Origin of the sequence: Chitinophaga caeni, assembly GCF_002557795.1 — a bacterium.
Classification (GTDB): domain Bacteria; phylum Bacteroidota; class Bacteroidia; order Chitinophagales; family Chitinophagaceae; genus Chitinophaga; species Chitinophaga caeni.
This window is the reverse complement of record NZ_CP023777.1, coordinates 2414776-2439886: the sequence shown is the minus strand read 5'-3', so window position 1 is coordinate 2439886 and position 25111 is coordinate 2414776. Positions and strand designations below refer to the sequence as shown.

The 25111-nt window shown below is 42.7% G+C and carries 21 protein-coding genes; 4 read left to right on the top strand and 17 right to left on the bottom strand.

Going from position 1 to position 25111, the window contains the following annotated elements; translation table 11 throughout:
* Positions 1–89 precede the first annotated feature (89 nt).
* The 7 genes from COR50_RS10390 to rplK form a co-directional block, all read right to left on the bottom strand.
* Positions 90–701 (bottom strand): OmpH family outer membrane protein, encoded by a 612-nt coding sequence (locus tag COR50_RS10390; RefSeq protein ID WP_098193921.1) that lies wholly within the window; start codon positions 699–701, stop codon positions 90–92.
* A 272-nt stretch (positions 702–973) separates the two neighbouring features.
* Complete coding sequence (rpoC, locus tag COR50_RS10385) at positions 974–5269, bottom strand: DNA-directed RNA polymerase subunit beta' (RefSeq protein WP_098193920.1); 4296 nt, start codon at positions 5267–5269, stop codon at positions 974–976.
* 122 nt (positions 5270–5391) lie between these two features.
* Positions 5392–9201 (bottom strand): DNA-directed RNA polymerase subunit beta, encoded by a 3810-nt coding sequence (rpoB, locus tag COR50_RS10380; protein ID WP_098193919.1) that lies wholly within the window; start codon positions 9199–9201, stop codon positions 5392–5394.
* A 222-nt stretch (positions 9202–9423) separates the two neighbouring features.
* The gene (gene rplL, locus COR50_RS10375; protein WP_098193918.1) at positions 9424–9795 is read right to left on the bottom strand and encodes a 50S ribosomal protein L7/L12; all 372 of its coding nucleotides are present in this window, start codon (positions 9793–9795) and stop codon (positions 9424–9426) included.
* Positions 9796–9900: 105 nt separating this feature from the next.
* A complete protein-coding gene (rplJ, locus tag COR50_RS10370; protein WP_098193917.1) occupies positions 9901–10437 on the bottom strand; it encodes a 50S ribosomal protein L10 in 537 nt (178 codons plus the stop codon).
* A gap of 11 nt (positions 10438–10448) precedes the next feature.
* Positions 10449–11138, bottom strand: coding sequence for a 50S ribosomal protein L1 (gene rplA, locus COR50_RS10365; RefSeq protein WP_098193916.1), 690 nt, complete (start codon positions 11136–11138; stop codon positions 10449–10451).
* Positions 11139–11184: 46 nt separating this feature from the next.
* Positions 11185–11628: a 50S ribosomal protein L11 gene (gene rplK, locus COR50_RS10360; RefSeq protein WP_098193915.1), complete on the bottom strand. Its 444-nt coding sequence runs from the start codon at positions 11626–11628 to the stop codon at positions 11185–11187.
* Positions 11629–11907: 279 nt separating this feature from the next.
* Between rplK and COR50_RS10355 the strand changes: the two genes are divergently transcribed.
* Positions 11908–12483, top strand: coding sequence for a DUF1579 domain-containing protein (locus COR50_RS10355; RefSeq protein WP_098193914.1), 576 nt, complete (start codon positions 11908–11910; stop codon positions 12481–12483).
* A gap of 423 nt (positions 12484–12906) precedes the next feature.
* Here COR50_RS10355 and COR50_RS10350 read toward each other — a convergent pair whose 3' ends face one another.
* Positions 12907–13119, bottom strand: a complete 213-nt coding sequence (locus COR50_RS10350; RefSeq protein ID WP_157760739.1) for a hypothetical protein — start codon at positions 13117–13119, stop codon at positions 12907–12909.
* Positions 13120–13918: 799 nt separating this feature from the next.
* Here COR50_RS10350 and COR50_RS10345 point away from each other — a divergent pair.
* Both COR50_RS10345 and COR50_RS10340 read left to right on the top strand, forming a co-directional pair.
* Positions 13919–14545: a phosphatase PAP2 family protein gene (locus COR50_RS10345; RefSeq protein WP_098193912.1), complete on the top strand. Its 627-nt coding sequence runs from the start codon at positions 13919–13921 to the stop codon at positions 14543–14545.
* Entirely contained in the window at positions 14517–16142 is a 1626-nt protein-coding gene (locus COR50_RS10340; RefSeq protein ID WP_098193911.1) for an ArnT family glycosyltransferase, read from the top strand. The genes COR50_RS10345 and COR50_RS10340 overlap by 29 nt, the downstream gene beginning before the upstream one ends.
* A gap of 168 nt (positions 16143–16310) precedes the next feature.
* Here the strand turns inward: COR50_RS10340 and COR50_RS10335 are convergent, their stop codons facing one another.
* The 3 genes from COR50_RS10335 to COR50_RS10320 all read right to left on the bottom strand — a co-directional run bounded on the left by COR50_RS10335 (position 16311) and on the right by COR50_RS10320 (position 19576).
* Positions 16311–17615, bottom strand: a complete 1305-nt coding sequence (locus COR50_RS10335; RefSeq protein ID WP_098193910.1) for a M12 family metallopeptidase — start codon at positions 17613–17615, stop codon at positions 16311–16313.
* 926 nt (positions 17616–18541) lie between these two features.
* Positions 18542–18847, bottom strand: coding sequence for a DUF1493 family protein (locus COR50_RS10325; protein WP_157760737.1), 306 nt, complete (start codon positions 18845–18847; stop codon positions 18542–18544).
* A 300-nt stretch (positions 18848–19147) separates the two neighbouring features.
* On the bottom strand, positions 19148–19576 hold the full coding sequence (locus COR50_RS10320) for a hypothetical protein (RefSeq protein WP_098193907.1): 429 nt from the start codon (positions 19574–19576) through the stop codon (positions 19148–19150).
* Between the two features lie 715 nt (positions 19577–20291).
* Between COR50_RS10320 and COR50_RS10315 the strand changes: the two genes are divergently transcribed.
* Positions 20292–20564 (top strand): helix-turn-helix domain-containing protein, encoded by a 273-nt coding sequence (locus COR50_RS10315; protein WP_098193906.1) that lies wholly within the window; start codon positions 20292–20294, stop codon positions 20562–20564.
* Between the two features lie 38 nt (positions 20565–20602).
* On the opposite strand, the gene COR50_RS10310 is transcribed toward COR50_RS10315, so the two are convergent.
* From COR50_RS10310 to COR50_RS10280, 6 genes are all read right to left on the bottom strand, one after another.
* The gene (locus COR50_RS10310) at positions 20603–21076 is read right to left on the bottom strand and encodes a hypothetical protein (protein WP_098193905.1); all 474 of its coding nucleotides are present in this window, start codon (positions 21074–21076) and stop codon (positions 20603–20605) included.
* Between the two features lie 467 nt (positions 21077–21543).
* Positions 21544–22176 carry an RHS repeat domain-containing protein gene (locus tag COR50_RS10300; protein ID WP_262496302.1) on the bottom strand — a complete coding sequence of 211 codons (633 nt, stop codon included), beginning with the start codon at positions 22174–22176 and terminating at the stop codon, positions 21544–21546.
* Positions 22177–22288: 112 nt separating this feature from the next.
* Positions 22289–22606: a hypothetical protein gene (locus COR50_RS10295; RefSeq protein WP_098193902.1), complete on the bottom strand. Its 318-nt coding sequence runs from the start codon at positions 22604–22606 to the stop codon at positions 22289–22291.
* A 44-nt stretch (positions 22607–22650) separates the two neighbouring features.
* Positions 22651–23043 carry a hypothetical protein gene (locus tag COR50_RS10290; protein ID WP_098193901.1) on the bottom strand — a complete coding sequence of 131 codons (393 nt, stop codon included), beginning with the start codon at positions 23041–23043 and terminating at the stop codon, positions 22651–22653.
* Positions 23044–23415: 372 nt separating this feature from the next.
* Positions 23416–23883, bottom strand: coding sequence for a hypothetical protein (locus tag COR50_RS10285; RefSeq protein WP_098193900.1), 468 nt, complete (start codon positions 23881–23883; stop codon positions 23416–23418).
* Between the two features lie 26 nt (positions 23884–23909).
* Positions 23910–25049 (bottom strand): RHS repeat-associated core domain-containing protein, encoded by a 1140-nt coding sequence (locus COR50_RS10280; protein ID WP_098193899.1) that lies wholly within the window; start codon positions 25047–25049, stop codon positions 23910–23912.
* Positions 25050–25111 lie beyond the last annotated feature (62 nt).

Sequence of the window (25111 nt, the reverse complement as noted above, 5' to 3'; positions counted from 1 at the left end):
TATTAATCGCGGTAAAAAAAATCCCGGTTGATGAATTTCATGAACCGGGATTTAAAATAGTTATTATTTCATGGGCATGCAACCCTAAATTATTTTTTGTCTTTGTTTTGTTCGTTCTCAGCGTTCAAACCTTCGATCACTTCAGCCGTAATATCGAATGCCGGATCTTTATACAAGATATTGGAGCCGCCATCACGGTAAGAGAAAATGTATCCATATCTCTTATCAGCGTTGAATTTACCCAGGAAATCATCCAATTTTCTACGCAATTCATCATTGAAGGTAGCTTCAACTTGCATGTATTGCTGGGAAAGTTTATTACGCTTTTCTTCCAATGCTTGTTGTTGTTGCATCAGATCACGCTGAATCGCTTCTCCCTCTGCCTGGGTCAAGGTATTAGCTCTTTGTTGCAAGCTATTTAACCTATTTTGCAAAGCCCTGGCATCTGCTTTCAATTCATTATCGATCGAGATCTGGCGTTTTTCAAGTTCTGCTTTTTTCACCTTGAAATATTCGTAATGAGCTTCCAAGGAATCTAAATCAACATAAGCAATGTTCAAACCTTTCATTGCCACGGCGCCACTATCTTTAGTGGTGCTAGGATTGGAAGTAGATTGATTACTTTGTCCGCAAGCCATGAATGTCGCAGCAGCAACGGCCATCAAAAACCCGTTTTTCACAAATTGTTTTGTAGTATACATAATGTCGATAGGTAGATTTAAACTCCTGAATTGTCAATTATTGGCAGCTAAAATAAGGTTTTTAGTATAATTTCCTTAGTAGTAGCAATAGTTTTTTAGATTTTTTTGAGTTATATAACAAGGATTTATGTTAGGGTAATGTTAAAGCGGGATTTGCAAGCAATAAATGGAAATAAAAAGGTCGCAACGGGATTGCGACCTTTTTATTTTTATGTTCCGTTACCGGTAGAGCCAAGGCATGCCTCGGCTCTATGCCGTAACGATTTAAATCATTATTCTTCTTCATCGAATTGGAATACCTCTTTCGAAGCAGAAAGGATATCGTATTCTTCTTTAGAACCAACGATCATGTTTTCGAACTCGCGTAAACCGGTACCTGCAGGGATGAGGTGACCCGTGATTACGTTTTCTTTCAAGCCGAGCATGTCATCAGTTTTACCGTTGATCGCGGCAGAAGACAATACTTTCGTTGTTTCCTGGAAGGAAGCTGCGGATATCCAGCTATGCGTACCGAGGGAAGCCTTGGTGATACCCAACAACAACGGACTTGATGTTGCGGCATTTGCATCTCGGAATTCCACCAGTTTCTTATCGGAACGACGGAGTAATGAATTCTCTTCACGAACTTGGCGCAAGGTAACGATCTGGCCAGCTTTCAAAGTAGCGGACTCACCGGCTTCGGTAACCACTTTCTTATCAAAGATGGAATCGTTTTCTTCGAAGAACTCGAATTTATCCACGGTATCTCCTTCCAAGAACCTTGTATCTCCCGGATCTTCGATGGTTACTTTACGCATCATTTGACGCACGATTACCTCGATGTGTTTATCATTGATTTTCACACCTTGTAAACGGTAAACCTCTTGGATCTCGTTCACCAAGTATTCTTGTACGGCGAATGGACCTTTAATTGACAAGATATCTGCCGGTGTAATAGAACCATCTGAAAGCGCTGTACCAGCTTTCACGAAGTCACCATCTTGCACCAGGATGTGGCGGGTTAATGGCACCAAGTATTTCTTGATTTGACTTTCGCGGCTTTCGATGATGATTTCGCGGTTACCACGTTTGATATTACCGAAGGCAACCACACCATCTATTTCAGATACGATTGCAGGGTTAGATGGGTTCCTAGCCTCGAACAATTCTGTTACCCTAGGAAGACCACCCGTGATATCTCTCAACTTACCAAGAACACGCGGGATTTTCACCAACACCTGTCCTGCTCTTACGCTCTCACCTTCGTCGATCACGATATGGGAACCTACAGGTAAGTTGTAAGGTTTCACGTCCTTATCACCATCTACGTAAATAGACGGGATCTTGTTCTTATCTTTTGTTTCGATAACCACTTTCTCACGGTGACCGGTTTGTTCATCGGCTTCTTCACGGAAGGTGATACCTTCGATGATGCTGTCGAAACGAACTTTACCCGGAATTTCAGAAACGATAACGGCGTTGAACGGATCCCAAGTACAGATCACATCACCTTTCGCAACTTTCTGACCATCTTTCACTACCAGGGTAGAACCGTATGGAACGTTATTGGTGATCAACAAGCGATCATTCTTAACATCCATGATACGCACCTCACCGGTACGACCGATAACCACCTGAACTTTATTACCATCGTTATTTTCGAAAGTAGTTGTTCTCAAACCATCGAACTGGATGGTACCGTCGAACTTGGCAGTCAGCGTAGACTCAACCGAAGCGGAGCCCGCAACACCACCCACGTGGAAGGTACGGAGTGTTAACTGGGTACCCGGCTCACCGATGGACTGCGCCGCGATGATACCAACGGCATCACCTCTTTGAGTGGTGTAGCCTGTGGCCAGATTTTTACCGTAACATTTCACGCACACACCCCTACGGCTTTCGCAGGTAAGTACGGAACGGATTTCAACGGTATCGATAGAACTTTCTTCAATGCGTTTTGCTACATCTTCGGTAATTTGTTCACCGGCAGCAACGTATAATTCCTCGGAAACGGGGTCAAATACATCATGCAGAGAAGTACGTCCCAAGATACGGTCGTATAACGGTTCAACTACTTCTTCATTATCTTTCAATGCGGAGATAGCGATACCACGTAAAGTACCACAATCTTCCTCGTTGATTACCACATCTTGCGCCACGTCTACCAACCTACGAGTCAGGTAACCGGCATCAGCCGTTTTCAAGGCTGTATCCGCAAGACCCTTACGGGCACCGTGGGTAGAGATGAAGTAATCCTGTACATTCAAACCATCTTTAAAGTTAGACAAGATCGGGTTTTCAATGATCTCAGAGCCTGTAGAACCACTCTTACGCGGTTTGGCCATCAATCCCCTCAAACCTGCCAACTGTTTGATCTGTTGTTTAGAACCACGGGCACCGGAATCCAACATCATGTACACGGAGTTGAACCCTTGTTTGTCCGAAGCCAATTCGCGGATCAAGGTTTCAGTAACCTTGGTATCCACCCTGGACCAGATATCGATGATTTGGTTATAACGTTCGTTGTTGGTGATCAGACCCATGTTGTAGTTGTCCCAAACTTCATCCACTTCACCGGAAGCGCTGTCCACCATCATTTGTTTCACCTCTGGGATGATCAAATCGTTGATGTTGAAGGACAAACCACCGCGGTATGCAGAACGGAAACCGAGTTGCTTGATATCATCCAAGAACTTCGCAGTTTTCGGAATATCGGTAGCCTTGATGATGTCACCGATGATTTCACGCAAAGATTTCTTCGTCAATAACGCGTTCACGAAACCTGCTTCTTTCGGTACGAATTGGTTGAACAATACGCGGCCTACCGTGGTTTCGATCAATTTGAATTCCAATTCACCTTTTGCATTGCGCACATAAGTCTTAACCCTGATGTGAGCATGCAATTCTACCCTGCGCTCATTGTAAGCAATGATCACCTCTTCGGCAGAATAGAAGGCCATGCCTTCCCCTTTTACCGGTTCTTCAGGGGTAGATTTTCTTCCCTTGGAGATGTAGTACAGGCCGAGTACCATGTCCTGTGAAGGAAGTGTAATTGGTGTACCATTCTGAGGGTTCAAGATATTGTGAGAAGAAAGCATCAGCAATTGTGCTTCCAAGATCGCGGCATTGCTCAAAGGAACGTGTACCGCCATTTGGTCACCATCGAAGTCGGCGTTGAACGCGGAACATACTAACGGGTGCAATTGGATCGCTTTACCTTCAATAAGACGTGGTTGGAAAGCCTGGATAGATAAACGGTGCAACGTTGGAGCACGGTTTAACATTACCGGGTGACCTTTCAATACGTTTTCCAAGATATCCCAAACTACCGCTTCCTTGCGATCTACCAATTTCTTGGCAGATTTCACGGTTTTCACGATGCCTCTTTCGATCAATTTGCGGATGATGAACGGTTTGAACAATTCCGCCGCCATATCTTTAGGCAAACCACATTCGTGGAGTTTCAACTCTGGGCCTACAACGATTACAGAACGACCGGAGTAGTCCACACGTTTACCTAACAAGTTTTGACGGAAACGGCCTTGTTTACCTTTCAGTACATCGGACAAAGATTTGAGGGCGCGACCACCTTCCGCTTTCACGGCGTTCGATTTCCTGGAGTTATCGAACAGGGAGTCTACCGCTTCTTGCAACATCCTTTTCTCATTACGCAAGATTACTTCGGGAGCTTTAATCTCGATCAAGCGTTTCAGACGGTTGTTACGGATAATTACACGGCGGTAAAGGTCATTCAAATCAGAAGATGCGAAACGGCCGCCATCTAGTGGAACCAGTGGACGCAATTCTGGTGGAACAACCGGGATATATTGCATAACCATCCATTCAGGACGGTTTTCTACGCGGGTATTAGCTTCGCGGTATGCTTCCACTACGCTCAAACGTTTCAAAGCTTCCGCTTTACGTTGTTGAGAAGTTTCGGTAGCAGCCTGGTTACGTAATTGGTAAGATAAGCCGTCAAGATCGATTCTTGCCAACATCATCTCAACCGCTTCCGCACCCATTTTCGCGATGAATTTATTTGGATCTTCATCCGGTAAGAGCTGGTTATCTTTCGGAAGTGTGTCCAGGATATCGAGGTATTCTTCTTCGGTCAACAAGTCAGCGTAATTCAGCCCTTTTTCTTGTTTCACACCGGATTGGATCACCACGTATCTTTCATAATAAATGATGGTTTCCAATTTCTTGGAAGACATTCCTAACAGGTAACCGATTTTGTTTGGTAAAGACTTGAAGTACCAGATATGTACAACAGGTACTACCAAACGGATGTGTCCCATTCTTTCGCGGCGAACTTTCTTCTCTGTAACTTCCACACCACAGCGGTCGCAGACGATACCCTTGTAACGGATACGTTTGTACTTACCGCAATAGCATTCATAATCCTTTACAGGACCGAATATTCTTTCGCAGAATAAACCATCACGTTCCGGCTTGTAAGTACGGTAGTTGATGGTTTCAGGTTTTAACACTTCACCATAAGAGCGTTCCAAGATTGCATCAGGAGACGCCAAGCTAATGGTAATGCTGTTAAAATTTGATCTAGGACGATTTTCTTTTTTTATGGCCATTTGTGAGCTTTTAGCTGTGAACCGTTAGCTGTTTGCTATTGGCACTAAAATTTTTTCCCTGGGAGAACCTTATATAGAGCTTCCGGTAAAAGGTTCGAACCTTTCACCGGAAGTCTTTAATACTATTCAAATTTCAAATCCAAGCCCAATCCACGTAATTCATGGATCAATACATTGAAGGATTCCGGTACGCCTGCTTTCGGAATGTTATCGCCTTTAACGATAGATTCGTAAGCTTTCGCACGACCCACAATGTCATCGGATTTGATCGTGAGCAATTCTTGCAAGATGTTGGCGGCACCGTATGCTTCCAGCGCCCATACTTCCATCTCACCGAAACGTTGACCACCGAACTGTGCCTTACCACCCAACGGTTGTTGCGTGATCAAGCTGTATGGCCCGATAGAACGCGCGTGCATCTTATCGTCAACCATGTGGCTCAGTTTCAGCATGTAGATGATACCCACGGTAGCTTTCTGATCGAAGCGCTCACCTGATTCACCATCGTAGAGGTAAGTATGACCGAAGCTTGGCAATTCAGCCTCATCAATGTAATTAGCAATCTCTTCAGTGCTGGCACCATCGAAGATCGGTGTAGCGAAGCGGAGACCTAATTTTTTACCTGCCCAACCGAGTACGGTTTCATAGATCTGGCCGAGGTTCATACGTGAAGGCACCCCTAGCGGGTTCAACACGATATCAACCGGGGAACCATCAGACAAGAACGGCATATCCTCATCGCGAACGATTTTGGCTACGATACCCTTGTTACCGTGACGGCCCGCCATTTTATCACCCACTTTCAGCTTACGCTTGCTAGCGAGGTAAACTTTAGCCAATTTCAGTACACCTGCAGGTAATTCATCACCGATAGAGATGTTGAATTTCTCACGTTTGTAACGACCCAATTCCTCGTTGTACTTGATGCTGTAGTTGTGCAACAAGGTGTTGATCTGGTCGTTGGTAACCTCGTCGGTAGTCCAATTCAACGGGTTTACGTTTTGGAAATCGATATTCACCAAGTTCTTTTGAGAGAACTTAGATCCTTTCGAGATCAACACTTCACCGAAGGTATTGGTTACCCCTTGAGAGGTTTTATCTTTCAACAACACGAGCAATTTGCTCATCAATACTTCCAGCAGATCTTCTTCGTTCTTCTGGTGTATTTTCTCGAGTTTTTCGAGGGCAGCTTTTTCGCGTGTCTTAGAGTTTTTATCTTTCTTAGCGCGGGAGAACAATTTCTTGTCGATCACCACACCTTCTGTTGATGGGGGTGCCTTCAAGGAAGCGTCTTTCGCATCAGAAGCTTTATCACCGAAGATGGCTCTCAATAATTTCTCTTCAGGAGAAGGATCGGATTCACCACGCGGCGTAATCTTACCGATCAGGATATCACCTTCCTTAATGTGGGCACCGATACGGATGATACCGTTTTGGTCGAGGTCTTTAGTAGCCTCTTCGCTCACGTTCGGGATATCCGGGGTTAATTCCTCTTCACCCAACTTGGTATCACGTACTTCCAATTCGTATTCATCGATATGGATAGAAGTAAACCAGTCTTCGCGGGCTACCCTTTCAGAGATTACGATCGCATCCTCGAAGTTGTACCCTTTCCATGGCATGAAGGCCACTTTCAGGTTACGACCAAGGGCCAATTCACCGGCGCGGGTGGCATAACCTTCCGTTAAGAAGTCGCCTTTCACTACCTGTTGACCTTTAGCTACGGCAGGACGGAGGTTGATACAAGTGCTTTGGTTCGTTTTAACGAACTTGGTGAGTTTATAGATCACCAGGTCGTCTTCGAAGCTTACCAGCTTTTGCATCTCGTCGCGATCGTAGCGAACATGGATCTCGTTAGAATCAACGAATTCAACCACACCTTTTCCTTCGGAAGTAATCTGCAAGCGGGAATCGCGGGCAGCTTTACCTTCCAAGCCGGTACCTACGATCGGTACTTGCGGTGCGATCAACGGTACAGCTTGACGCTGCATGTTTGATCCCATCAGGGCACGGTTGGCATCATCGTGTTCGAGGAACGGAATCAGGGAAGCGCTCAGACCCACGATTTGGTTCGGGGCAACGTCCATGTATTCCACGTCTGTTTTATCGAGGATCGGGAAATCACCGGTTTCGCGGGATTTCACTTTATCATTTACGAAATTACCTTTTTCATCGAGCGGGGCGTTAGCCTGCGCGATTTTCAAAGTATCTTCCTCTTCAGCGCTCAGGTATTCCACATCTTCCATCGCCACGATACCTTCCTTCACTTTACGGTAAGGCGTTTCGATGAATCCCATCTCGTTCACTTTCGCGTGAACACAAAGCGTGGAGATCAAACCGATGTTCGGTCCTTCCGGCGTTTCAATCGTACAGAGGCGACCGTAGTGAGAATAGTGCACGTCACGCACCTCGAAACCAGCTCTTTCGCGGCTTAAACCACCGGGACCGAGGGCAGAGATACGACGTTTGTGCGTAATCTCGGACAACGGGTTTGTTTGATCGAGGAACTGGGACAATTGGGAGGTACCGAAGAAAGAGTTGATCACGGAAGACAATGTCCTGGCGTTGATCAGGTCTACCGGTGTAAACACCTCGTTATCCCTAACGTTCATCCTTTCACGGATGGTACGCGCCATACGCGCCAGGCCCACACCGAATTGAGCATATAACTGCTCACCCACGGTACGAACACGGCGGTTGCTCAAGTGATCGATATCATCGATCTCGGCTTTACCATTCGTTAATTGTACCAAGTACTTGATGATAGAAATGATATCATCTTTCGTCAATACCTTGTTTTCGAGCGGGGTTTCCAAGTTCAACTTGCGGTTGATCTTGTAACGGCCCACTTCCCCGAGGTCATAACGTTTATCGGAGAAGAATAATTTATCGATAATACCACGAGCGGTTTCATCATCCGGGGCATCGGCGCCTCGGAGTTGGCGGTAGATATGTTGTACCGCTTCCAGCTCGGAGTTAGAAGTATCCTTATTTAAAGTATTGTAGATGATAGAGAAGTCACCGCTTACCTCTTCTTTCTGGAGGAAAACAGTTTTCGCATCCATTTCGAGGATCAGTTCGATACTTTCTTCATCGAGGATGCTATCGCGTTCCAGCACTACTTCGTTACGTTCGATGGATACCACTTCACCGGTATCTTCATCAACGAAGTCTTCCACCCAACTACGCAAAACGCGTGCGGCGAGTTTTTTGCCATAGTATTTTTCGAGTGTCTTACGGTCAGCCTTCACTTCATCCGCCATGCCAAACAAGGTCAGGATATCCTTATCCGTTTCGTAGCCGATGGCTCGTAAGAGGGTCGTTACGGGGAACTTTTTCTTACGATCGATGTAGGCATACATCACGTTATTGATATCCGTAGCAAACTCCATCCAGGCACCTTTGAACGGGATCACCCTAGCAGAGTAGATCTTGGTACCGTTAGGATGGACGGATTGTCCAAAGAATACACCAGGGGACCTGTGCAATTGGGAAACAACTACACGTTCTGCACCGTTGATCACGAAAGTACCCCTTGGGGTCATGTACGGGATATTTCCGAGGAAAACGTCCTGTACGATGGTTTGGAAATCAACGTGCTCTTCATCATTACAGCTTAAGCGTAACTTCGCCTTTAAAGGAACCGAGTACGTAAGGCCTCTCTCGATACACTCATCGATGGTATAGCGAGGGGGGTCTACGAAATAGTCCAAGAACTCCAGGTTGAAGATATTGCGGGTATCGGTAATCGGGAAGTTCTCTTTAAATACCTTAAACAGTCCTTCGTTGTTCCGCTTGTCTGGTGTGGTTTCTAATTGGAAGAAATCCTTGAAAGATTGAATTTGGATAGCCAACAGATCCGGTGTCTCAGTAACTTGTTTGATCTTTCCAAAATTTACTCTTTCGCTAGTTTGGGCTTTTTTTAGAGACATATTCGAAGTTAGCAGTTAAATTAACTTGTAAGAAAAAGGGAATTTAAGACTTCTTTGCCAAAAAACATCATTTGTCTGTAGCCTTGCTCGAACGTCATCCACTTTTTGTAGCAGTTTCCCTATAATTGACCATCTCGAAAAGACACGTTCCCAAAGGGAACAAGGCCAAAAGTGCCAAAAAGCACTTTTGACCTTAAAAAAGATGTATTAATAAGCAAAGAATTACTGAATCTCTACTTCAGCACCAGCTTCTGACAACTTAGCTTTCAGATCTTCAGCTTCAGCTTTGGTAACGCCTTCTTTCACTGGTTTCGGAGCGCCATCTACCAATTCTTTAGCTTCTTTCAAACCAAGACCGGTTAAGTCTTTAACGATCTTAACTACGTTCAATTTGCTAGCACCTGCAGCTTTCAAGATTACATCAAAAGAAGTTTTTTCTTCAGCAGCAGCAGCGCCATCGCCACCGCCAGAAACTACTACTGCAGCAGCAGCTGGCTCAATACCGTATTCATTTTTCAATACGTCTGCTAATTCTTGTACTTCCTTAACAGTCAAGCCAACTAATTGTTCAGCTAAAGCTTTTACGTCTGCCATTGTATAATGTTTTTTGTGTGTTTTTTAAATGAAATTTGAATTTATATTACGACTTGGAAGCCATATTCGTGGGCAGCTACCGGGGTAGCAGCCGGGATGAAGGGCTTATTCAGCAGCTGGAGCTTCAGCAGCAACTTCTGCACCACCTTCATTTTTACCTTTCTCAAGCAATGCAGCGATAACGCGTTTTGCAGGAGATTGCAACAAACCGATAACTTCGCCGATAAGCTCGTTTTTCGTTTTGATTTTTGTAAGGTTAGACAATTGGTTATCACCCAAGAAGATTTCGTCAGCAACGAAAGCAGCTTTCAATACGGGTTTTTCCAATTTAGCATTTGCTTTACGGAAATCGGAGATGATTACCGCAGGTTCCTTAGGGCTGTCTGAGAACATCAACGCGGTTACACCGTTTAATGCTTCGTACACGCCAGCGTATTTTTCGCTGTCTAAAGATTCCAACGCTTTGCGGATGAGGGTGTTTTTAGCCACCTTCATTTCAACGTTCTTATCGAAACAAACCCTTCTCAGGTGGTTGATTTGAGCAACCGTCAAAGACTCGGTATTTGTAACGTAGAAGTTGTTATATTGGGTGAACTTACTTTTCAGCAGTTCAATTACTTCTCCTTTTTGTTCTTTCTTCATGACTCAAAAAATTAGTTTTGAACAGATTTAGTGTCGATTACAATACCGGGGCCCATAGTTGAAGCCATGGCTAAACCTTTCAGGTAAATACCTTTAGCGGTAGATGGTTTCAACTTGATGATCGCGGAGATCAGCTCTTGGGAGTTTTGCTCGATTTTTTCGGGAGCGAAAGAAACGCGGCCGATAGAAGCATGGATGATACCAGCTTTATCCACTTTAAAAGTGATTTTACCACCTTTCACATCGTTCACAGCGTCGCCCACGTTGTTGGTAACCGTACCCGTTTTAGGGTTTGGCATCAAGTTACGGGGACCGAGGATTTTACCCAGTTTACCGATTTTAGGCATTACAGCCGGAGTAGCAACGATAACGTCCACTTCTGTCCAACCGCCTTCAATCTTTTGAATGTATTCGTCTAAACCTACAAAATCCGCACCGGCAGCTGTTGCTTCCGCCTCTTTATCGGGCGTGCAAAGTACCAATACGCGTTTAGTTTTACCAGTACCGTGGGGAAGCGTTACGGAACCACGGATAGCCTGGTCAGCTTTTTTAGGGTCTACCCCTAGACGTACGTGTAAATCAACAGAGCTGTCGAAGTTCGTACAGTTAGTATCTTTTACGAGTGCAGAAGCCTCTTTAAGGGAGTACAATTTGTTCTTGTCAACCTTTGCTTCAGCCACTTTCCTTCTTTTAGTTGCCATTTTGTGAAATGATTTTAAAGTTTACCTGTAAAACAAGGTGTAACAATTATTTATCCCAAGGGGCTTGACCGTCAACGGTGATACCCATGCTACGAGCAGTACCAGCTACCATTTTCATAGCGCTGTCTACAGTGAAGCAGTTCAAGTCAGCCATTTTATCTTTTGCGATAGCTTCAACTTGTTCCCAGGTAACTTTACCCACTTTATTACGGTTAGGCTCTTTAGAACCTTTCTGCAACTTAGCAGCATCCATTAATTGTACCGGAGCTGGAGGAGTCTTAATGATGAAGTCAAAGGACTTGTCGGTGTACACGGTCAGTACTACAGGCAATACCTTACCCATTTTATCTTGGGTACGGGCATTGAATTGCTTGCAGAACTCCATGATGTTCACACCTTTGGAACCCAAAGCGGGACCAATCGGAGGAGCAGGGTTGGCTTGGCCGCCTTTCACCTGCAATTTCACGTACGTTGCGATTTCTTTTGCCATGATGATTAATTTAATTTGGTAAGACGCTTCCGTCTATAACGGAAACTCCCAAACTTAAAGTTCAATTCTAAAAATGACCCTTTAAGGGGGATGCAAAGGTAGGAAATAATACTGATTAACCAAAAATCTTTTGGAAATCGGCATTTTTTTTGCTAGAATGAGCCATTTTTTTATGCACAGGTGACAAATCTACGCTATTCTTATCATATTTCCTACCCAATAATAAGTTTGACCTCTCCAGGTAGCCCGGATGGCTTAATTTACTAATAAATCTACTTTATGAAAAAGTCACTCCTTCTCTTCATCGGCTGCATTTTTGCCGCTTTCAGCCTGCATGCCCAGGATGACCCTGATGCCATGCAAAAAGCCTGGATGGAATATATGACCCCGGGTGAATTCCATAAAAAATTGGCCAACCTGGACGGGGAATGGTCGGCTAAGATTACCGCTTGGCAGGCGCCGGGGGCAGACCCGACCGTTTCGGAAGGTTCTTGCACGAACAAGATGATCCTGGGCGGTCGCTACCAGGAATGCAAATATACCGGGCAGTTCATGGACATGCCTTTCGAGGGGAAATCCTGGATCGGTTACGACAATGGCCGGAAAATGTTCGTTTCCTCTTGGATCGACAACATGGGTACCGGCATGATGTACATGGACGGGAAATGGTTGCCGGATCAAAACGGCGTTGAATTTAAAGGCAGCATGACCGATCCGGGCAATGGGCAGGAATACCAGCTCAAGGAAATCATGAAAATTACGGACGACGATCACTATTCATTCGAGATGTACCGCGTGGTAAATGGGCAAGAGTTCAAGGAAATGGAGATCCAGCTTAGCCGGATGCCGGGTTAAATGACATAAATAACTAATGTAAAATAAACATTATTGTCCGACTAAATTTTAACCGGGGAGCAATTTGATCCCTCAATAGTTCGATTCAATGTTCATCTGCTCGTTTCTTGCACTTTTTTGCTTGCCCAAAAAGCACCAAAAACGGGCACAAATTGGCCATTACGGCCTCCAATTTGATCGCTCGATCTGGCCTTGCTACTACTGTATGGCCCAGCTACCCTTCGCTATCGACGGTGCGAAGTTCCACGGTTCTCTTGGTGGGGGGTGAATGTATCATCCTTCGCTTATATCCTTGAACAGGTAAAGAATTCAAGTACCTTTAAAGCATTTTTAGTCGGACTACAATGTAAAATAAATATGAAAGCCGGGCATATGATACATATCCCGGCTTTTTAACAATAAATTCGTGATCTGTAAGATTATTTACAGTAAGTTTTTAATTGATGCCAAGGTAGGCGCCGTTAGACCAAATAAAGTCATACCAACTACAGGCACGGAAGCCACCAGGATTTGACCGTTATTGATCAGGTCGATCAAAGTTGTGCGTAGATTAGAAAATAACGCACCACCATCAACCTGTTGTTGCTCATCGAAGCTTAATTCTTCGCAACCGTAATTTGCTAATTCGATTTTCATGGACATTGATAAAAAATTTGAAGGATGTTACAATAAATGAACTTGTAGGTTGCCGGTTGGCACACTACTGACATATCAAAAATAGTTTAGCTATTTTATTTCTAAGCCAGCTACTTTATTCATTTTTATTCATTATCAACCGCCTGTATTATTTCGTTCATCAGAATAAATGATGTTCATTCTAAATTATACTAATGTTGAAATAAGCATATTATACATATAAACAAACATTATTGTCTGACTATATTTTCAATGAATAAATTATCGTCTCCTCATAAGTTCGATGCAATGTATTCCTGCTCGTTTCTTGTACTTTTTTGCTTGCCAAAAAATTACCAAAAAAGGGCACAAATTGGCCATCACGGCCGCCAATTTGATCGCCAGATCCAGCTTTTGTACTACTGTATCGCCTAGCTAACGTTCGCTATCAACGGTGCGAGGTTCATCGGTTTTCTTGGTGGGGATACCCAGGATTTTGAATGTATCTTCCTTCGATTATATCTTTTACCGGGTAAGGAATTCTAATGCGTTTAAAGCAATTTTAGGCCGGACTAGCATGTAATCAACTTTATATAACGAACATTTTCCGAAAGCATGTGCCGGGCGTGAAACCGCGCGAGGGATAGCAGTGGAAAGCCCGCAGGCGCGACCGTAGGGAGCGGCGAGGACTTGTAGCGGATAGCCCGACCCGTAGGGGCGCGCCCAAATATCAACCAGCTTTATTGTTATGAATCATACAATAATGATTTCGTAACAATTCCCTATCATTTAGGTAATACGGGTATCGCATTTTTAGGGTATGAATTTTCTGGAGAGCCTACAACAGTTGGATGAACAGCTATTTATCTTCATCGAAAAGACTGCTGCCAACGAGTATTTAGACCCGTTCATGTTACTATTGCGGAACCCTTTGACCTGGATTCCGCTGTATGTTTTTATATTGGTTTACATCACGGTGAAACGGCGTGACAAGGCGCTCCTTTTCCTTGCAGGCACCTTGCTTTGCTTCGCGTTGGCCGATTTTAGCAGCGCGAGCATCCTCAAGCCCATGTTTCAAAGGTTGAGACCATGCTATAACCCCGATTTGCAGGTTTACCTAAGGAACCTGGTAGGTTGCGGCGGGCAGAACGGTTTCCCGTCGTCGCATGCTACGAACCACTTTGCATTGGCTGCATTTTGGTTCGGCAGTATGCAATACCTGGGGATGAAGTGGCAACATTGGCTGTGGGTTTGGATCTGGGCGGGCATGATTTGCTATGCACAGGTGTACGTTGGCAAACACTATCCCAGCGATGTATTGGCGGGCGCAGCTTACGGGATGAGCATCGGCTACCTGGTAACCTTGCTTTTCACCTGGTTTGATAAGAATGGAATTAAGATAAAAAAATCTCGACGTATTGAAACAACAGCTTCTTCCAGGGCATAAAACGATACCTGTAAATATATTCCGCTGGGCAGTGGGCCTGCTGGTAACCGCGATGCTCCCGGGCCTGTTCAATACCTTGATGGAGCCGGATGCAGCGTTATACGCGGGCATATCAAAGCAAATGGATTTGCGCGGTGATTGGATGAATTTATACGCGCGGGGAACGGATTGGTTAGACAAACCGCACCTACCCTTTTGGATCGTTGCCGCGGGTTACAAACTATTTGGCATCAACACTTTTGCATACAAATTCCCTGCATTCATTTGTTGGATACTGGGCGCTTACTATACCTATCTATTTGCCGTACGATTTTACGGGCGGGACATTGGTCGCCTGTCCGTACTTATTTACCTATCCGCCTTACATGGCATCATCAGTATGAATGATGTAAAGGCAGAACCCTATCTTACCCTATTCCTTATGGCAGCCGGTTATCATTTAATGCGGGCCAAGCGGGAGGCGATGCAAATTTTGCCGGCTGCCTTTTTTACAGCATGCGCCCTGATGACAAAAGGGCCCTTCGTGTTGATACCGCTGGGCGCGGGCTTATGGCTGGACTGGATTATCAAAAAGGAGTGGCAACAATTTTGGCAAGCGCGGTGGTATTTATATTTATTATTGACTTGCATCCTTACGTTGCCGGAAATTTATGCTGTTTATCAACAATTTGATCTACAGCCCGGGAAACTGGTATTCGGCAAACATGCCGTATCGGGTGTGCAATTCTTTTTATGGGAGAGTCAATTTGGCCGCTTTTTTAATACGGGGCCGATAAAGGGCAAAGGGGATTTCTTCTTTTTCTTCCACACGTTGTTATGGGCTTTTTTGCCTTGGAGCTTGTTATTATACGCGGCTATTTATCAAGTTGTAAAACATATTAAAAAGGGGAAGGAACATTTCAGTACCGGGGCGATATTGGCGACGATGTTGATATTTTCATTATCGCGGTTCCAGTTGCCGCATTATTTATTGATATTATTTCCCTTTTTCGGGATCGTGTTAGCCGATTGGTTTATACGTGAGCATTGGTATGAAAAGAAAGCAGTGCAGATCATTCAAAAAGTTATAGCCGTATTAATGTTAATATTGCCATTGGCAGTTTGCATTATATTCCGGGGGAATTATTGGTATGGATTTTTGCCGGTGTTTATCGCAGGTATTTATTTGTCGTTGTTAAATAACAGGATCAAGCGGCAAGTTGTGGCGCTGAGCATGGTGGGGAGCATATCGATCGCAATATTTTTGAATGTATTTTTTTATCCGCCGCTATTGCTTTATCAAGGTGGATCTGAAGCTGCCAGGTGGAAGAATGCGCAATTACCCGGCGCCGTTGTGCAGATGTATTCATTGCAATCTTTCAGTTTTGAATTTTATGCTGATGCCAACGTGATATGGGCAGATTCCATTTCTACTAAAACGCCCTACTTGTTTACAAATAAAAGGGGTATAGCGGAACTGGGGCGTCTTGGAATCGAAGCAGATACCTTGGCGATATTTCCAAATTACAGGATCACGAAGCTGAAGATGAAGTTTTTATTGCCAGGGCAGCGGGAGCGTGTTATTGACAGTGTTTATATGTTGAGGTTGGGGGATTGAAAGATTTTCTTTACAATTCAGCCCAAAAAAGAAACAAAAAAAGGTACAAATTGGCCATTACGGCCGCTAATTTGATCGCCCGGGAGCAGCATATACACCGTTTATGCAAAACCGCCCGGCAAAGTTGATCATGCCGGGCGGTAATTAACATCTTTGCTTTACATAAAACTAGTCTATACAATCCTGTAGATACTTCCAGGGGCCCCAGGTATCATTTTGATCGGGGGCGGTACCTTGAATCCACCATTTGTTTTCAAAAATCTTCCCTTGGTAATTTACCTTGATGCCGGGCGTTGCATACACTTGGGAGCTGCTCCAATCCGGTACCGTGCTGCAAAGTGTGCCGCCACTGGCGGAGGTAACGGAAATCGTGACAGAAGAAGAAGTTGTAACAGCCCCTGCGTTATCCGTCGCCTTAGCTACGATCGTGTAAGAACCTGCGGCCACGCTAGCCCAGGTATAAGAATAAGGGGCGCTGGCATCTTCCCCTAGTTTCGTGGTACCGTTGTAGAACTCCACTTTCGTTACGCTGCCGTCGGCATCTGCGGCGGTTGCCTGGATGGTAACAGAGGCCGGTTCGGCATAACTGCTACCCGTTGCCGGGGAAGTAATGGACACCGTCGGGTAATCATTGCCGGAAGGCGGGTACATCATGTTAATGATATCCAGATCGCCACTTGAAAAAGCACTTCTTTGGGATGAAAAAGTGCTACCATCGAGCTTGGTGATCGTCGGGGAGCCATTGGCCGAGAATGCATAGGAACTGTACATCATCACGGAGCCAAAGTCGAGCGAACCGATTTCGAAACCTTGCGAGGCACTGTACTTGTTAAAGTTGTGCTCTTTTCCGGATTCGATATTGGCCGTGTTGATCAGCACGTAACTATCGCGGTCTTGCCGGGTATGTTCATGGTAAAGACCCACTGCATGACCGATTTCATGGACGATATTCCCGACGGAACAACCATTGCCTACAGTGATGTTTTGCGAACCACCGATCATGCCGATGTAAGAAGAACAACCGGATCCATCAATGAATTTAACGTAGTTCGTTTGCGTTGTTCTTTCCTGGAAATGCACGGCCGTGGTACTTTCCCAATAATCCATGGCATCTTCAATCCGCCCGAGTTTGGTTGAAGATATAGATGCATCGATGGAGTAATACACCAAGGCAGATGGCCAGTAATGATCGATCCGGCCAGCCCTGGCATCCGAGCCGGGGAGCTGTAATTCCTTGGGGTGTACCATGATATCGCCCTGTAAAACGTAGGTACCGTTGTAATTTTCGAGGGTTACATCTTTACCACGGAAATTGCGGTATTCCAAGGCACCTGTTTTACCGGGGAAAGCCATTTCCACGTTTTCTTCCCGCGGGCTTGGGGATACGGGGGCGTTACTTTCTTGACATGCTAAAAAAGGGCTAATAAGGCAGGCGCAGAACAGCGCTGCCTTCATGGTTGATTTGAAGTACATAATGATTGGTTTTACCGGGTTAAATAATGCTAATCAATATAAGCACTATATATCAAATATTATAATTATTCCATAAAATAAATATGGTATATGTGGTAAGTTGTTTGTTTAGAGACAAATATGGAGCAGATAAGCATTGTTAAAAGTACTAATACCAGGGAAACGATCATTGAATAATACTTCCACGACTTTTTATAAACTATTTCTGTCTTTCCATTTATTAAAATATCCCTCAACATGGGTTGACAAAATATAATCTTGATCTTGGCTAGAAATTTCATTTAAATTATTCTCCCAGTAATAAAGAATAACATATCCACCCTCATTTAAAAAGTCTAAACATAACCTTTTTTAAATACTGTAGACTATATATCAGGAAAATATTTTCTGTAGTACTTAACAAAGGAGTTATTCCTGCCTTATAATGATAGTTGTTATATAAAATAATTAAAAACAGGCTTATAAAATAAATCAGCACATCAAGAATACACCCAACCAGCCAAAGCAACCTATATCGTATACCAACACTCCATGTCATCCAACAGGCAATAATCGCGTATATTAGCACCCAAACCTGCATCATGATCCAACGATCTGTTGTTAGGTTGTCCTGATATTGAATTGTTGAGAACTTCTCCAAGAAAAGGAATGTAAGTTCAAATCTAAAGTGCGCTACAGTTAGAAATACAAACAAGACATAGCATATGATCCCTATTCCCCCGATTAACTTTAATTTCATTTTTATCTATTTTATCAAAATCCAGTTTAGGAAGTGCTGGTCGACAAGAATTAATTTCATAAGGCGAAATAGACTGATCTAAAGACCTGTGACGTGGAAGATATCCTAGTAACTCCCACGGATAATCTGGATGGCAAATGCCCCAATGAAGCCCGGTTTTTCTATCGTCTAATTCTTTCTTCTCGTTTTATTTAATTACCTCATCATCTAGCCTACCCACATTGATGGCTTTTAAAAGATGGCCTACATTTAATACCGCTATTCTTCCAGGAATTTTTGACATAAATGGCTCGGGATAAAAATACTTGGTAATGTAAAAATTATCAATATTTACATTATAGCGTTTACTAAATGCTAAAATTAGCGCTTCTCCATCATCACCAGTCACGCCAAGATCATTCTCAATAGAAGTATCCAAAGTAATTGGAACTTCATAACTTCTTGACTGTTCATGTATAAAAGCAACCAAATCTTGAAATGCTTCTTGATTCATTTTTTTATCTTTCCAAAGTACCTGCGGCATTAGGAACCGGTATCTCATAGTATTTACAATACCTAAACTGATCGTTTGTAGGCATTGACAAATTTTGTCAAATAAAACTGATAAGTAGCACTACCTGCATCAACAAATATAAAAACAGTTGTACACTTTCCTAATATTTGCATGCCCCCTGGCATAAATTATTACAAACCGTTCTACTCTTGATGGTGTATCAATAAATATCTCGATTGCCCCAATACTATTAATACATTGAGCAAAGATACCAGGACTAATTATAACAACCTGGCAATCTCACTTCTTCTTTATGAACAATTGATAGATAAAACATCCCAATAGAAAAATAAATGCCACCGATGAAAAAGTTCGACCTATTACAATATCATATCCTAATCCATCATTTTCTAAGTAAAACGATTGTAATTCTTGGTTATAATAAACTTGAATCGTATCATTAACCCGGTAATCTTTACACAGTTTATTAGACAAATTAGTACTGCGACGTTTACCATTATACCGAAAATAAATAGTACTATATGCCAGCCCTCTATTACAATCTACGCTATATATTATTCCCGAGACCTTAATTCCTTTTTGTAAAGCATCATTCCGCATCTTTTCTTTAAAACCGGACAACCAGAATATAAAAATGCAAATCAGCAATGCTAAGGGAAGACCTATAAGATAATCCCTTCTATTATCTTTTAATTTGAACTTTTTCATTAGATTTCAGGATATTATCCATTCATTACGTTTAAAAAATTGCTCAAAATCATTCCGTAAAACCGGTAAATGAAAATGCTTGAGCATCTTCATATCACTAATTTTGTTTAGCGAAGTTAAAACATCACGGGTTAATAATGGCTTAATCACAGATGAAGCTAGGTATTCATGATAATTCAAGAAGGAACAACCGGTGTGCCGGCTATGCAAACACCTGCACTATATCCAGTACAATAAACGATAAGCCTGTCTTCCTTTTTATCCCCCTCCAACAGTGTAAGTTTATTACCCAAGTTATGAGCACCCCATATTGTGCCAGAAGAATACTTCAGTATTCCGACTAAACTGCTAGATACGATTTTTATTATATTTTCTATCATCGTCTATCGGCATAGTGAAAGCATTAATGCTAAAATATCCAAAGTGTAGAATGTTCTCACACCAAAGTAATAAATTTAAAACCGCTTTGCAACAACGATTGATAGATTCTCTGCGGCAGCAGTGAGGATGGTTTGAATGATACTACTACCATCCGTGTTATCTTCGATAACAAGTTGTGCACCTGCGAATACATATCCATGACAATTTGAACAAGTGCTTATTGGATTATCATTTCCGTTAACTGTCATTCTTCCTCCCGCACAATAACTCCTTAATTGTATTCAAAGTTAAGGAAAGAGCTTAACTATATGTCCACTCAAAGGTAGCAGTTCCTGTGCATCATTCACAGATTGGAAGATATGAGAAGGGAGAGGCAAGCCCGGCCGCAGAGGTTTTAAAAAAAATGGCCAACGCCCTTGATGTGTCTACTGATTTTTTAATGAACGGTACTACAGCCGACTTAGCAGCAGAAAACATTACCGATAAAACACTGATTAACCAGTTTAATCGTATCAGTGAACTTTCCGAAGAAAATAAAATTGTTGTTTCTAAATTGATTGATGCTTTTCTTTTCCAGCAAGAGATGAAGCAAAAACTTGGACAATAAAAAAAGCCCCGACTTGCAGGGCTTTATGTGCAATAGTTTTACTTGGATGATGGCGATACAACCGTTATCTTATCGTACCAAAAAATTCTGGCTTTTTCAGGCTCACCTTTAGTATGATACGTTATTGGTATTTCCTTTCCTTTAGAAAATCTTCCGGTAATTTTTAAAGTAAGAGGAAGATGCTCTCCATCCCATAAAGAATTGGCATTTATTAAATCCTTGTTTACCGGCTCTAAATAAAACCGTTCAACGCCTTCTAAAAATTTTACATCCTTAAACTTTGTTTCAAACCATTGTGGACATCCGCACTCTATTGCAGCATAAGAAACAGTTATAGTAATTGTTGTATCTGATAATTCTTTTTTTAAAGAATCAAGAACGTTTAATGTGTCCTTGCCTGACATGACAGATATAACTTTGGTTTTACCGCTATCTTCTGTATTAATTGATTTATCTGGGCTGCTACAGCCAATTACAAAATTGAATAATGATATAATTAATGCGATTTTCATTTTTACTCATTTTTAAAACCCTAAATTCAAATACCATCTTGCCCATGCTGCTACATTAACACTTCGGGAAGTTGCTGGCACAGACGCTCCGGTAGGGCTGCCCGGATACCAATAATTTATCATTAACTGCCCTCCTCGGTCAGTAGCACCAAACGTAGTATTAGATGCCCCTGTGGAAGCAGGATTCATGCGAGAATCTGCCGCTCCATATACATAAGCACCCGTAACCCTTGCCAACTCCATTGCAAATGAACGCCCCCCCCGGAAAGTTTTTGGATTTATATTCTGTAGAAGCATTACACGCACCTAAATAGATAAGTGCATAAGTAGCAAAATTTACCTGCCCGTTTTGAACCGCTGTTCCCAGTTTAGCTAAGTCAGAAGTATATACATTGCTTGCATCGGGATGTAAGTCTGCATTCGCAAAAATCATCCCCTCCCCATATGTATCTCTACTGGTGTTCTTATCATAATAGCCATGTGAAAATACCGCTAAAAAGCCTATACCGTTCAGGGCTTTGGTCGGATATGCTTTTTACAGCATTATAAAAATCATCATATCCTCCTTGTCCAGGTCCAGCAGGAACATTTTCCATAATCGCTTCAGGAACTAACGCCTTCATTGCCTCTCCCCAAACCTTTTCTTTACCAAAAGTTATTATTCCAACAGAACCCTTAATTTTTTTGTCGTCGTCCTTTTCCTCTTTGTTTTTGTAAGTTGCTTTTAAAATACCAAAAGCAAAAACAGCATCTTCACCAGTAAATCTATAACCTCCATTTATTTCCTCAACAGCCATCCCATCAGGGTCAATCAACCTAATAGGTTTATTCATTGCATAGTTATAAGGCGACCATCTTCTACTGATACCACTTAATATATCTACTGCATTCCATCTTCCAATTTGAACATCCAACATTCGTTTACCTAAGTCATACATTTCTAAACCACTTCCATCACTGAACTCTTGCCGTTGTTCTTCTTTGCTACTGTATTTGTATCTATTAGTCGGTGAGTTGTTCAAAGCCTTTGATGATATTCCCGCCATCGTCAACCCAAATGGATAATAATGCGTCTCCTCCAGTACCGGCCCGCTCTGCATCGCCACCGTCACGTTATCGAAGTAAATATCCTGCACGCTCTCGTTGCTCGTGTAAACGTACAGGAAGCCGCTCTTCTCCATCACCAGCTGCCCTTCCGCTGCGGGTTATTTCTTAATGGTGATTTTCCTCCAAGTTATACTTTTTACCGAACATCACGAAATTCAGGTAGGCTTTTGGCCGATCTGTATTATTATCACCATTATCGCGCTCCCGCAAACGCTGGTAGGCGTTGTTGTAAAAATCCGCTGTGATTGGGCTAGACCTGATCCCCGATCCCTTCAAGGCATTTTGGGGCGCCGCGCCGCCAAGCGCGTTCAGCAAGGCCGGCACGATATCCGTCTCGATATTAGCTGCCGCCTGTTCTTGGGGTGTGACCGATTTATAGAAAGCGTTCGCGGCGATGCTGAGCGTATCTCCGGGGCTGTCCAAATCGTGCCCCCCCCTTTATTCAAACTAAAGATATTGTTTAAAAACTAAACATTATTTTTTGAGCCTATATATATGGCCAATCCAAAGAAGCTAACAATACTTATAACAATATACAAAACAACTATCGCCTTTACCTGATTTCTTGAAGCCTCCGTTTTATTTATCCATTTATTCTCTATAACGTCAACTGAATGTTTCTTCTGATAAAGAAATCTTCTATAATTATAAACTTCAAAAACTACAAACAGCGCTACTCCAAGTAATATATTAAAATGTGCTTTTCTATCACTCCACCACGTAATCAACATAATAACAGTCGTCACATTTAATGTTTGCAGTCCCCCTACTACAGAAACAGAGGTCGATTCAGCACCTTTTTCGTTGTAACTAGAATATAGCTTATAAGACAAATAATATAAAAAATCAAAAAACAACATCTAACATTTTTTTAAGGACGCCAACCTTGCTTAAGTTGGTATACCAAATTAGAAAATCCAGAAACTACGGCACTCCATGCTGAGGAGAAGTAGCTAATAGTTCCTTTTGCAGCGTCACCAACATGATCACCAATACTTTTTCCTGTAGCAGACTTAACAATTGGATCTGCAATGTAGTAAGCCGCACCGATTATCCATCCTACCCTCTTGCCATACGTTAAAAATAGGCAATCATTCTGGGTGCGGATACAAGAAAATCAAAATACTTCTCCACCTGGAACGTGGATAAATGGGGGCTAATTTGAAAAATTAAGAGGCTGCATCATTTATTTATGATACAGCCTCTTTGATTTATTGTTTTACAATTGGTATTTATTTAAAGTCTAAGCCAATATTCAGCAAGCGTACTTTATTCCTGAACTCGATTTGTGTCATTGGCCCCTTTACATGGCTTTGAAGAATACTATCACAATTTGCTTTTGAGCAATCTATATTCGCAAGATTAAAGTTCTTGCTGATAATCCAATAATTTTCTTTCTCCTCCTGTATTTGATATGTTTTCACTATTACCCATTTCCTATTGGACTTGGCAGTTTCTACAAACTCTGCATAATGCCCGCTACTATCATACTGCCTATTGTAAACAGGAATAACAGCTATGCCTGTAAAACATGTTCCCCAGCTTCTGCCTGAACAATATACAATAATCCTATCTTCCGTTTTATCTCCTTCCAATAAAGAAAGATTGTTACCTAACGAATGGTCGCCCCATATTTCATTACAGGAAACTACAAACAATACAAGCACTTGAAGAAATATATGGCCTAAATGTTTACGCATAAAATTTGTTTAGAGGTTTACAAGCTCTATTTCCGTAATTGTCCTCTACCATAATAGAACGTCTTAAAACCGTGAGTATCATTTAAACCTTCTGACCATCTTTCATAATTGATAAGTCCCCTTCTCCAAATACTCCCCCCCTTATTCCAGTCATAATCCGTTGCCTCATTATTCACAATTTTTACGCTGCCATTAGTATTCAACAATGTAACATTAACACGCCCCAAGGCATACACAGTAGATGCTAGTTTATAGTTAAATTGAGCTTCTGCGAAATTTCCCTTAGTATTTAAATTTATTGGAGAAGATTGTCCTACTCCATTATTAAAATCTCCAATAGTGATATTTCCAAAATCAAGCTTGGAAGCATCCAAATAAAGCATATTATCCGGTGAAGGATTTTCTAGTGCTCCAGGATGAGATTTCGCCCAGTTAATCCCTTCCCGGATTGTAACAAACCCATCGTAATCCGGTCGGTTAGGTAAGCTATTGTAATGATTATAGAAATCATAATAGTTATTCCAATCTGGTACCGCTTTATAGTATTCCGCTCCTCCATTAGGCGCTAAATCCTTCTTCAATGCATCTTCATGCCTCATCCCTTGTTTAAAGTCCTCTTGCTTCATCACAATTGCTTTACCCTGCAACCCTTGATCATCGGTTCCTAAAAACTTGCCATCAGTTCCGTATATAGGGCTATAGGCTGCCCTTCCGTCAGGATCTATTTTATTTATAGGATTATTATCAAACGCAACGTATGGTGATTGCCACGGGAACTTGTGTGCCAACGGGTCAACAACATGCCACCTTCCTATCTGTGCATCATACATCCTCGCCCCATAGTCATATAACTCAAGCCCTGATCCATCTCCGAACTCCTTTGATTGAAGTTCTTTGCCATTGTATTTCATTCTATTCTCCGCATAGCTACTCCCCTTCAGCGCATTGGAACTAATCCCACTCATCGTCAACCCAAACGGATAATAATGCGTCTCCTCCAACACCGGCCCGCTCTGCATCGCCACCGTCACGTTATCGAAGTAAACATCCTGCACGCTCTCGTTGCTCGTGTAAACGTACAGGAAGCCGCTCTTTTCCATCACCAGCTGGCCTTCTGCTGCGGGCTGTTTCTTAATGGTGATTTTCCACCAAGTTATACTTTTCATCGAACTTCACGAAATTCAAACGCATACAGGAAGTATCCAAAATGCCAGAAGCCGAGCGCAGT